This window comes from Rhodococcus sp. NPDC057014, from assembly GCF_042673295.1.
Classification (GTDB): Bacteria; Actinomycetota; Actinomycetes; order Mycobacteriales; family Mycobacteriaceae; genus Rhodococcus_F.
The window spans coordinates 17,348-27,076 of sequence record NZ_JBHUSF010000097.1 but is presented as its reverse complement, the minus strand read 5'-3'; the positions used below and the strand labels follow the sequence as shown (position 1 = coordinate 27,076).

Annotated in this window: 7 protein-coding genes; 4 read left to right on the top strand and 3 right to left on the bottom strand. The window is 65.1% G+C overall.

Going from position 1 to position 9,729, the window contains the following annotated elements:
- Positions 1-65 precede the first annotated feature (65 nt).
- Positions 66-767 (bottom strand): helix-turn-helix domain-containing protein, encoded by a 702-nt coding sequence (locus tag ACFTZB_RS20180; RefSeq protein ID WP_378433716.1) that lies wholly within the window; start codon positions 765-767, stop codon positions 66-68.
- Positions 768-976: 209 nt separating this feature from the next.
- On the opposite strand from ACFTZB_RS20180, the gene ACFTZB_RS20175 reads away from it, so the two are divergent.
- From ACFTZB_RS20175 to ACFTZB_RS20160, 4 genes are read left to right on the top strand one after another with little or no spacing between them, the layout of a single operon-like run.
- Positions 977-2,338, top strand: coding sequence for an MFS transporter (locus ACFTZB_RS20175; RefSeq protein ID WP_378433715.1), 1,362 nt, complete (start codon positions 977-979; stop codon positions 2,336-2,338).
- Positions 2,339-2,370: 32 nt separating this feature from the next.
- On the top strand, positions 2,371-3,309 hold the full coding sequence (locus ACFTZB_RS20170; protein WP_378433714.1) for an amidohydrolase family protein: 939 nt from the start codon (positions 2,371-2,373) through the stop codon (positions 3,307-3,309).
- A gap of 13 nt (positions 3,310-3,322) precedes the next feature.
- Positions 3,323-4,885, top strand: a complete 1,563-nt coding sequence (locus ACFTZB_RS20165) for a long-chain fatty acid--CoA ligase (protein ID WP_378433713.1) — start codon at positions 3,323-3,325, stop codon at positions 4,883-4,885.
- 37 nt (positions 4,886-4,922) lie between these two features.
- Positions 4,923-6,293 (top strand): MFS transporter, encoded by a 1,371-nt coding sequence (locus ACFTZB_RS20160; protein ID WP_378433712.1) that lies wholly within the window; start codon positions 4,923-4,925, stop codon positions 6,291-6,293.
- 82 nt (positions 6,294-6,375) lie between these two features.
- Here ACFTZB_RS20160 and ACFTZB_RS20155 read toward each other — a convergent pair whose 3' ends face one another.
- Both ACFTZB_RS20155 and ACFTZB_RS20150 read right to left on the bottom strand, forming a co-directional pair.
- Positions 6,376-7,521: an acyl-CoA dehydrogenase family protein gene (locus tag ACFTZB_RS20155; RefSeq protein WP_378433711.1), complete on the bottom strand. Its 1,146-nt coding sequence runs from the start codon at positions 7,519-7,521 to the stop codon at positions 6,376-6,378.
- Positions 7,521-9,686, bottom strand: a complete 2,166-nt coding sequence (locus ACFTZB_RS20150) for a 3-hydroxyacyl-CoA dehydrogenase NAD-binding domain-containing protein (RefSeq protein WP_378433717.1) — start codon at positions 9,684-9,686, stop codon at positions 7,521-7,523. The genes ACFTZB_RS20155 and ACFTZB_RS20150 overlap by 1 nt, the downstream gene beginning before the upstream one ends.
- Positions 9,687-9,729 lie beyond the last annotated feature (43 nt).

Sequence of the window (9,729 nt, the reverse complement as noted above, 5' to 3'; positions counted from 1 at the left end):
GAAAGATGGCCGGTGCGGGCCGAGGAGCGGGAGGGCCGGCTCGATGCCGACCCGTTCGTGGTGTGCTAGATCGCGTAGGAGCTGAGCTCGGTCGCCACCTTCAAGAGGGAGTCCGGAGCGCTCTCGACCAGTTCCCTGGAAGCGCTGATCAGCGTCAGGCATGCGGCCTGCTCATTGACCGGCCGAGTCAGTGGGACGCCGAGGCCCCAGAAGCCGGGCGCGACCTCACCGAAGCTGATGACATACCCGCGCTGGCGTGCTTCGGTGACCCGCGGATTCTCACCAGGCCGCTCCGGTTGGGCCGCGAGCAGCGCATATCCGGCGGCCCCGCGATCGAGCGGATGGCGTCCTCCTTGCCGGAAAGCCACCCTGAGGGGCGCATCGGCCGGCTCCACGACAGCCACAGCCACGGCGTCCTCGGCCTCGGCCACGAACAATGCCACGCTCGCACCGAGTGTATTGGCCAGCTGACGCATCGGCGGGGTGGCCTGATCGCGCAATCCGGCGTAGACCTCGCGTGCCAGGGCGGCCAATCCTCCAGCGGCGCGGTAGCGGCCATCCGGCCCTCGATTGATCAAGCGGAACTCGGCGACCGTCGACAGGAGTCGGGTGGCGATGCTGCGGTGGACACCCAATTCAACCGCCACATCCTGAATCGTCATTCCGCCCGGAGTCTGGGCGATCAACTCGAGTGCACGAAGGCCGCGGGCAAGAGTTTGCGCGCCTGCCGCCCGGGCGGGCGAAGAGTTCGTTTCGGAAGTAGCCACAACTCACTGTATGACGGGCCGGGGGTCGGGGTGTCGGCGCCGCGCCACGGCCGGTTCGAGGATGGGCAGGTATCTGACTGTCAGATTATTGACATTCTGCGTGACCGGTGTCACCGTAGGTGCGCGACGCGTACACGACGGCCCTCGTAGACGCGCACCGCGCGTACTCATTCCATCCCGTCTTCGGGCGGGCGACATCTGGAGTTCTGATGAGCACTGAGAAAAGGGCTGTTTTTCGCGGTGGCGGAAGCTGGTCGGTCATCGCGGTCTGTTTCGCCATCCTGATGACCGAGGGATACGACCTGGCGATGTTCGGCAGCGTCGTACCATCGTTGCGCGATTATGAAGCCTGGTCACTGACGCCGGCCATGATCGGCTACATGGGATCGGCGTCGGTGATCGGAATGCTCTGCGGCGCACTCAGTGCCGCCGGACTCGCCGACCGAATCGGGCGGCGCCCGGTGATCATCGCTGCGGTTGCCACGTTCTCCGCCGCAATGGGCCTGTCCGCGTTCGCACCGAATCCCGAAATCTTCCTGGTACTACGCTTTTTCGTCGGGCTCGGCGCCGGCGCCGTCATGCCCACCGTGGCCGCGACGTTGATCGAATTCGCACCGGCGGACCGCCGCAACCGCAACACCGCCCTCGGATTCATCGGGGTCGGGGTCGGTGGCATGTTGTCCGGCGCCCTGGCCATCTGGCTGGTACCCACGTTCGGATTCCGCGCCATGTGTCTGGTCGGTGCGTTGCCGCTGGTCCTCGTCCTGCCGTTCCTGCTCCGGTACCTGCCGGAATCGATCGCCCTGCTCGCCGCCAAGGGACGTACAGCGGAAGCCGAGGAACTCGCGCGCCGTCACCAGCTTCCGCTGCCCCAGACGCTCACCACCGCAGAATCCGTCGAAGAACCGATCGAGGCTCGCCGCAACCGATTCGCATTGGTATTCGGTGACGGTCGCGGGATCGGCACCGTGCTGTTCTGGATCGCCACCTTCTTCTGCCTCCTCGTGACGTTCGGCGTCAGCACCTGGTTGCCGGACCTGATGCGCTCGGCCGGCTACGGACTGACCGCGTCGCTCGGATTCCTCATCGCCCTCAAGGGCGGCGCCGTGGTCGGTGTGCTGGCCGCTGCGCAACTCGCCGACAAGTTCGGGCAGAAGGTGGTGGTGACCACCACCTTCATCACCGCCGGAGCGGCTCTGGTCGCCTTGGCCCTCACCCCACCCGTCGTCGTGGCGTACCTTCTCGTCGCGGTCGTCGGCCTCGGTACCACTGGGCTGCAAACACTGATCAACGCATTCGTCGGTACCTACTATCCGGCCCGCGTCCGCTCCACCGGCCTCGGCCTCAACCTCTCCGTTGGCCGCGTGGGCGGCATCCTCGGTCCGATGTATCTCGGCTGGCTCGTAGCAGCCGGCCTCGGATTCGATGCGAAGTTCTACGCGCTGGCAGTTCCGGCGCTGATCGGTGGTGTCGTCATCTCGATGGTGCCGAAGCCGAGGACCTCCGCCTACCCGACCACACCGGGGACCAAGTCCGCCTCATCCATCCCCGCAGTCGACGTCACCCGCTGACTCGCGCTTCCTTTACCTCGAACGGAGAAACCATGCCTGGCCGCATCGACACCCACCAACACATCGTCCCACCTCGCTACCGCCGTTGGCTCCTCGACAAGGGCTTGACCGCCGGTGGGCGGGCGATTCCCGAATGGAGCACCGAGGGCGCACTGGAGTTGATGGGCGAAAACGGCATCGACACGGCGATAGTGTCGGTGTCGACTCCGGGCGTCGAACCAGCCGACGACGTCACGGAAGGACGTGCTCTGGCCCGCGAACTCAACGAGTTCACCGCCCAAGTTGTTGCCGACAATCCGGGCCGTTTCGGGTTCTTCGCCACTGTGACACTCCCGGACGTGGACGGGGCGCTGGAAGAAGCGGTATACGCCCTCGACAATCTCGATGCCGACGGTGTCGTCCTGCTCGCGAACTCGAAGGGAATCTACCTGGGCGACAGTGCCTTCGACCCTCTCCTCGAGGAACTGGACCGACGCGGCGCCGTCGTCTTCGTCCATCCCTCGCATCTGCCGGCCGATCCGGTACCGGGTTTGCCGCCCTACGCGGCAGACTTTCTGCTCGACACGACCCGGGCCGCCCTCAACCTCGCCCGCAGCGGCTGTATGGACCGGTTCCCCAACCTGAAGGTGATCCTCTCTCACGCCGGAGGCTTCCTGCCCTACGCCGCGCAACGCACAGCCAACGTGGCGTCCCCGCAGGGAACCGATGAAGACGGTCTGCGCATCCTGCGCAAATTCTATTTCGATACCGCACTGTCCGGCTCGCCCTACGCGCTGCCCAGCCTGCTGGCCTTCGCCGACCCCACCCACATCACCTTCGGCAGCGACTGGCCGTACGCGCCCGCGGCCCGCGCGACGTCGTTCACCCGATCCTTCGACGACTACGAGGACGCCGACCACACGGCGATCAACCGCGCGAACGCGGAGTCCCTGTTCCCGCGGCTGGCCACCACCCCGGCCGCCGCACGCTGAAGGAAGAATGCACATGAATTCGCCGGACATCGGCCTCGGCCACTGGTTCGGAGCCCGCGCCGCGCGCTCAGCCGATCGGAGCGCGCTGACCTTCGAGGACAACACTCTGACCTACGGCGCCCTTCTCGACCGGGTCGACCGATTGGCAGCGGCACTGCGCGCCCGGGGCCTGTCTCGGGGTGATCGGATCGCGTTCCTCGGCGCGAACCAGCCGGCCTTCCTCGAGACGCTCCTCGCCGCCGCACGACTCGGCGCCGTGTTCGTCCCGTTGAACTTTCGCCTCGCGGGACCCGAACTCGCCTACATCATCCGAGACGCCGGCGCACACACTCTCGTCGCCGACAGTGCGCATCAACCGGCGATCACTCGGATCCGCCCCGAATTGCCCGTCCGCGATTACCTCGGGATCGGAACGGCAGCGCACGGCTGGGACCCCTACGAAGATCTGATCAAAACGCATGCCCCACTTTCGGCCCCGGACCGGGTTGGTGCAGACGACACCGCGATCATCATGTACACCTCGGGTACCACCGGCCGCCCGAAGGGTGTGATCCTCAGCCACGCCAACCTGTGGTGGAGCAACATCAACCTGCTCTCGCAGTTCGATGTGCTCGAGAACGACGTCACCCTCGTCGCCGCGCCACTGTTTCACATTGCCGGATTGAACGTGACCACCTTCACCACCTGGTTCAAGGGTGGTGAGGTCGTTCTGCAGCGATCGTTCGACGCCGACGAGTGCCTGACCGCCATCGAGCGGCACCGGGTCACGACGATGTTCGGTGTCCCCGCCATCTTCTCATTCATGAGCCAGACCGACGCGTTCGCGGACGCGGACCTGAGCAGTGTGCGGATGGCGATCTGCGGCGGCGCCCCGGTCCCGGAGGCGCTGCTGCGGCTCTACGCCGACCGTGGCATCCAGATCCTGCAAGGGTACGGACTCACCGAGACCGCCCCCAGCGCCACATTCCTGGTCGCCGAACACGCATTGACCAAGTTGGGCTCCGCAGGGACACCGCCGATCCTGACCGACGTCAAGATCGTCGACGCCGAGGGGCGCACCCTCGACGAACCACATCGGCAGGGCGAGATCTGCGTACGCGGACCGAACGTCACCACCGGGTACTGGAATCGGCCGCAGGACACCGCCCGCGCCATCGACCCGGAAGGATGGTTCCATACCGGCGACGTCGGATACCGCGACGAGGACGGATTCATGTTCATCGTCGATCGCATCAAGGACATGATCATCTCCGGTGGGGAGAACATCTATCCCGCGGAGGTCGAGAGCGTCCTCCACGGACATCCCGCTGTTGCCGACGTCGCGGTCATCGGTGTCCCGGACGAGCGGTGGGGTGAGGCGGTGACCGCCGTCGTCACCTTCCGGCCCGGTCACGACGCCGCGACGCTGGAGGAGCTGCGTGAATTCGGAAGCGCAAGCCTGGCGCGGTACAAACTGCCCACCAAGCTTCACGTGGTCGACGGGCTGCCGCGAAACCCGTCGGGAAAAATCGTCAAATATCAACTGCGCGAACAGATAACTGGACGTGAATCCACGCCGGTAGATACCCGGACGTGAATTCTCGCCTCCGTCAGAACTCCAGAAAGTACCTCGAATGGATATTCGGACCCATATCCGCACGCAACCGATGCGCCGATACCAGATACAGACGATCGCGATCTGCCTCGTACTGAGCATGATCGACGGATTCGAAATCCTGATCATGGCGTTCGTGGCCCCGCACCTGAGCAAGGAGTGGAATCTGGACGCCGTCCAGGTCGGCTACCTGCTCAGCGCCGGGCTGATCGGGATGGCCGCAGGTGCGTTCCTCCTCTCGCCGCTCGCCGACAAGATCGGGCGCCGGCCGACGACGATCGCGTGCCTGGTACTGATCACGATCGGGATGGGCCTGTCCGCAATCGCCGGCGATCTCGAACAGTTGATCGTCTACCGCGCATTCGCCGGAATCGGAATCGGTGGACTCGTCGCCAATCTCAACATCCTCGTCTCGGAGAACAGCTCCGACAGGCGCCGGGGCACAGCGCTCGGGGTTTACGGCATCGGCCTGCCCGCCGGTGTCGCGATCGGCGGCGCCATCTCCGGGGTACTGATCGCCCAGTACGGGTGGCGATCAGCTTTCGTCTTCGGTACCGCGATCACGGCGCTGATGCTGGTCATCGTGGTCCGGTCCCTGCCCGAGTCGACCGAGTTCCTCATTGAGAAGCGGCCGAAGAATGCGCTCTCGCAGTACAACAAGATCGCAGCTCGCCTCGGCTACCAAGCGTCCACCTCGTTGCCCGAACCAACCACTGCCAGCGCTGCCCGCTCGGTACGCTCTGGTCTGTTCGCCGGGGTCATGGGTCGACGGACGGTGCTGTTGTGGCTCGGCTACTCGTGCCTGGTCGCAGCCTTCTACTTCGCCAACACCTGGACCCCGAAGCTCCTCACGGACGCCACCGGCGACCCGAACATCGGGGTGACCGCCGGGGTGCTGATCAACGTCGGTGGGGTGATCGGCGCACTCGGCTTCGCGGCACTGACGCTCGTGCTACGGCCACGGCTGGCCAACATGATCTTGATGTTCGGCGGTGCCGTGGCCTTCGTGGCCTACGCTGCGGGTTTCGAGCTCGTCGCCCTCGGCATGGTGCTCTCCGTCGCGGTCGGGATGTTCGCCAACGGGGGCATCGCCGGCTTCTACGCGATCAGCCCGCCGATCTACCCGGCAGCCATCAGGGGTACCGGGGTGGGAGTGATGATCGGAGTGGGACGGCTGATCTCCATCGTCGCCCCGATCCTCACGGGTTACCTGCTGAAGCTGGGCTGGGCGCCGGTCGATCTGTACCGGCTCTTCGGGGCCGTGCTCGTCCTCGCAGGAGTCTTCGTGTTCCTACTCGATCGCAGCTACCGCGGGCTCAGCGAAAACCCTGAGACCCCAGAAACTGTCGCACCGGCCAGCATCGAGGAACCAACGGTACCGGCTCGCTGACGGCGACAGACCGTCCGGGCACAGGGAAGCACCCTCCCGCCGGGGCGAGAGGGTGCTTCCGTGTGAGCGGGAAGGAGCGTGGTCACAGTCCGAGGTCGCGGCCGATCAATTCCTTCATGATCTCGTTCGACCCCGCCCAGATCTTGGTCACCCTGGCGTCCTTCCACGCACGCGCGACACGGTACTCGTTCATGAAGCCGTACCCGCCATGTAGCTGCACACACGCGTCGAGCACCTGGTTCTGCACCTCGGCAGTCCACCATTTCGCTTTCGCCGCATCGACCGCGGAGAGCTGACCGGCGGCATGTTCGGTGATGCACCGATCGACGAAGGCTTGGGTGATCTCGACCTTCGTGACCAGCTCGGCGATCAGGAATTTATTGTGCTGGAACGACCCGACAGCCTGGCCGAACGCCTTCCTCTCGCGTACGTACCCGATGGTTTCCGTGAGGATCTGGCCGGCGTTGGCGATGTTGTTCACCGCGCCGCTGATCCGTTCCTGCGGAAGTCGTTCCATCATTGCGACGAAACCGCGATCGACCTCCCCGATCACATTGGTCGCCGGTACCCGAACGTCGTCGAAGAACAGCTCCGCCGTGTCGGAGTCGAGCTGGCCGACCTTGTCGAGTTTGCGTCCGCGAACGAAGCCCGCCATTCCAGCCTCCACCCCGAAGAGGGTGATCCCTTTGGCTCCCTTCTCCGGAGAGGTCCGTGCTGCCACTATGACCAGGTCTGCCTGAATACCGTTGGTGATGAAGATTTTCGAGCCTTTGAGGATCCAATCGTCACCGTCGGCGATCGCGGTCGTCTTCAGGGCCGCCAGATCCGAGCCACCGCTGGGCTCGGTCATTCCGATCGCGGTGATGATCTCGCCGGAACAGAATCCTGGCAGCCAACGCCGCCGTTGTTCGTCGGTGCCCAGCTCGACGAGGTACGGGGCGGCGCAGTCGACATGGATGCCGAACGAGGAGGCCGCGCCGGCGGTGAACTTGCCGAGCTCTTCGCCGAGCACTGCGCTGTATCGGTAATCGTCGACGCCGGCGCCGCCGTACTCCTCGGGGACGTGCAAACCCAATAGGTCGTGGGCGCCGGCATCCAACCAGATCGCACGGTCGATCATCCCCGCCCGGAGCAAGTTCTCCTCGTTCGCCCGCAGGCTGCGGTCGACGAAATTGCGGGCGACGGTGCGAAAGTCGTCGTGGTCGGCGGTGTAGACGGGGCGGTGCATCACAGGTCCTCGTTCTCGTTGGTGCGGTCGGTGTTGGTGAAGGCGCTGATGCGTGACGACGTCGCGGCGAGGTCGCGGAGCAGTAGCGCAGGTTCCCAGAACGGATCGTTGGTGGCCGATCGGAATCGCTCCATACGCTCGACGGTGCCGGCCAGGCCGACGAGGTCGGCGTGAAACAGCGGGCCGCCCTTGGCTGGCGGAAAGCCGTAGCCCTGGCGGAAAACGGTGTCGATGTCGGCTCCGCGGAGAGCCACCCCCGATTCGAGGGCGCGTGCCCCTTCCGCCACCAACGCGAAGATGCAGCGGTCGACGATGGCGTCGTCCCGCCATTCTTTCGCCGGAATGGACCTTGCTGCCGCGTGTTCACGCACCATGGCCGTCACATCCGTATTCGGTGTGGCGGAATCGCCATAGCAGTACCAGCCCTTGCCTGATTTGCGTCCGAACCAGCCCTGTTCACACACCGCGTCCGCGATCGCCCAGTCCCTGCCGATGTCGGGCCGGTGCGGTGAAGCCGTTCGGGCCTGCCGCAGGATGTCGTTTCCGACGAGGTCCATCATCCGGAACGGGCCCATGGACATCCCCCAGCGCTGCAGGGCGGCATCGACCTGCCAGGGTGCCGCGCCCTCGACGCATATTTGCAGTGCTTGCCGAAGGTATTTGTCCACGAGCCGGTTTCCGATGAAGCCGTCGTCATTTCCGGCGATCACGGGAATCTTTCCGAGCCGCTTCCCGAGTGTCAGCGCTGTGGCGAGGGCGGCCTCGCCCGTATCAGTGCCAGGGATGACCTCGACCAACCGCATGATCTGAGCCGGGCTGAAGAAATGCATGCCAACCACGTCGGCGGGGCGGCCGGACGCGGCAGCGATGGGATCGATGTCGAGGGTCGAGGTATTGGTAGCGAGCACGGCTTCAGGTTTGGCGATGGCGCCGATCGCGCGGAAGACGTCCTGCTTGACTTCAGGGTTCTCGAAGACAGCTTCGATGATCATGTCGGCCTCGGCGAGTTCGTCGAGGCTTTCCGCGGCCCGTACGCGAGACAGCCGCATGTCGCCCTCCAGTCTCGGCAGGGTGCCTTTGCGGACCGCTCGTTCGAGCGAATCACGGACCGCGGTCACACCGGCTTGCAGACCTTCCACCGAGGTGTCGTGGATGGCGACCTCGAGACCTCCGGAGAGCAGAGACAGGGCGATCCCCCGTCCCATCGTGCCTGCACCGATGACCGCGGCCCGCGTGATCGGTCGGGCACGCTCGCCGAACCGGCGCGGCCAGGCGACGGACGACTCGGAGAGGAATCGGTAGCGGGCAGCCGCGGCCTCGTCGGTGGACATCAGCGACAAGAACAGCGACTCCTCGCTGGCACAACCCTCCTCGAAGGTGCGGCAGGTCAGTCCCGCACGCACCGCCGCGACGGCGATACGGCGAGACGTATTTACGTTGGAGGTCATGAGGTCCTGGGCGAGGCGATCCAGAGAATCGACATCCCATCCGACATCGATCGGGCGATCCCGCAATCGGGGGATGGGACGAGCAGATGCTATTGAGGCGGCGAATGCCACCGCCCGGTCCAGCAACTCTGTGTCATACAGTTGATCGATGAGTGCGGTGTCGGCCATTTCCGACGCTGTGAATCGCTTCCCGGACACGATCGCGGCGAGCGCCCGAGGAATTCCGATCGCCCGGGGCAGCCGCTGGGTGCCACCAGCGCCAGGAATGAATCCCAGTGTCGATTCCGGGAGCCCGAGCAGTGCGTCTGGCTCGGCGACTCGGTAGTGGCAGGCCAGGGCCAACTCCAAACCACCGCCTAATGCGTAGCCGCTCAGTGCGGCCACCACCGGCGTCTGCATGGAATCCAGGAGCGTGTGAATATCACGGTGCAGGGAGGGAGAGGCGAAAGCTGTTCCTGCGTCGAATTCGGTCAGATCGGCACCGCCACTGAAGAACGACGTCGCACCCGTCAGCACTGTGGCTGCCACCGAATCATCGTGCTCGATCTGTGTCAAGGCAGCGTGAAGGGCCGATCGAGTGGGCTGGTCGAGGGCGTTGACGGGTGGGTTCGCTATCTGCAACACCGCGACGGAGGAGCGGCGTTCGATGGCGACACAGGTGGCGGGGGAATCGGATTCTCGAGCCAGGTACGTGGGGGAACTCGGCAGTGGGATCACTCTCACATAAAAGAGTGTCGCACTATTGACTGTCAAACCTCTG

Coding starts and splice junctions, on each gene's coding strand:
- ACFTZB_RS20175 (WP_378433715.1), top strand. CDS start 977: ATGAGCACTGAGAAAAGGGCTGTTTTTCGCGGTGGCGGAAGCTGGTCG.
- ACFTZB_RS20170 (WP_378433714.1), top strand. CDS start 2,371: ATGCCTGGCCGCATCGACACCCACCAACACATCGTCCCACCTCGCTAC.
- ACFTZB_RS20165 (WP_378433713.1), top strand. CDS start 3,323: ATGAATTCGCCGGACATCGGCCTCGGCCACTGGTTCGGAGCCCGCGCC.
- ACFTZB_RS20160 (WP_378433712.1), top strand. CDS start 4,923: ATGGATATTCGGACCCATATCCGCACGCAACCGATGCGCCGATACCAG.
- ACFTZB_RS20155 (WP_378433711.1), bottom strand. CDS start 7,521: ATGCACCGCCCCGTCTACACCGCCGACCACGACGACTTTCGCACCGTC.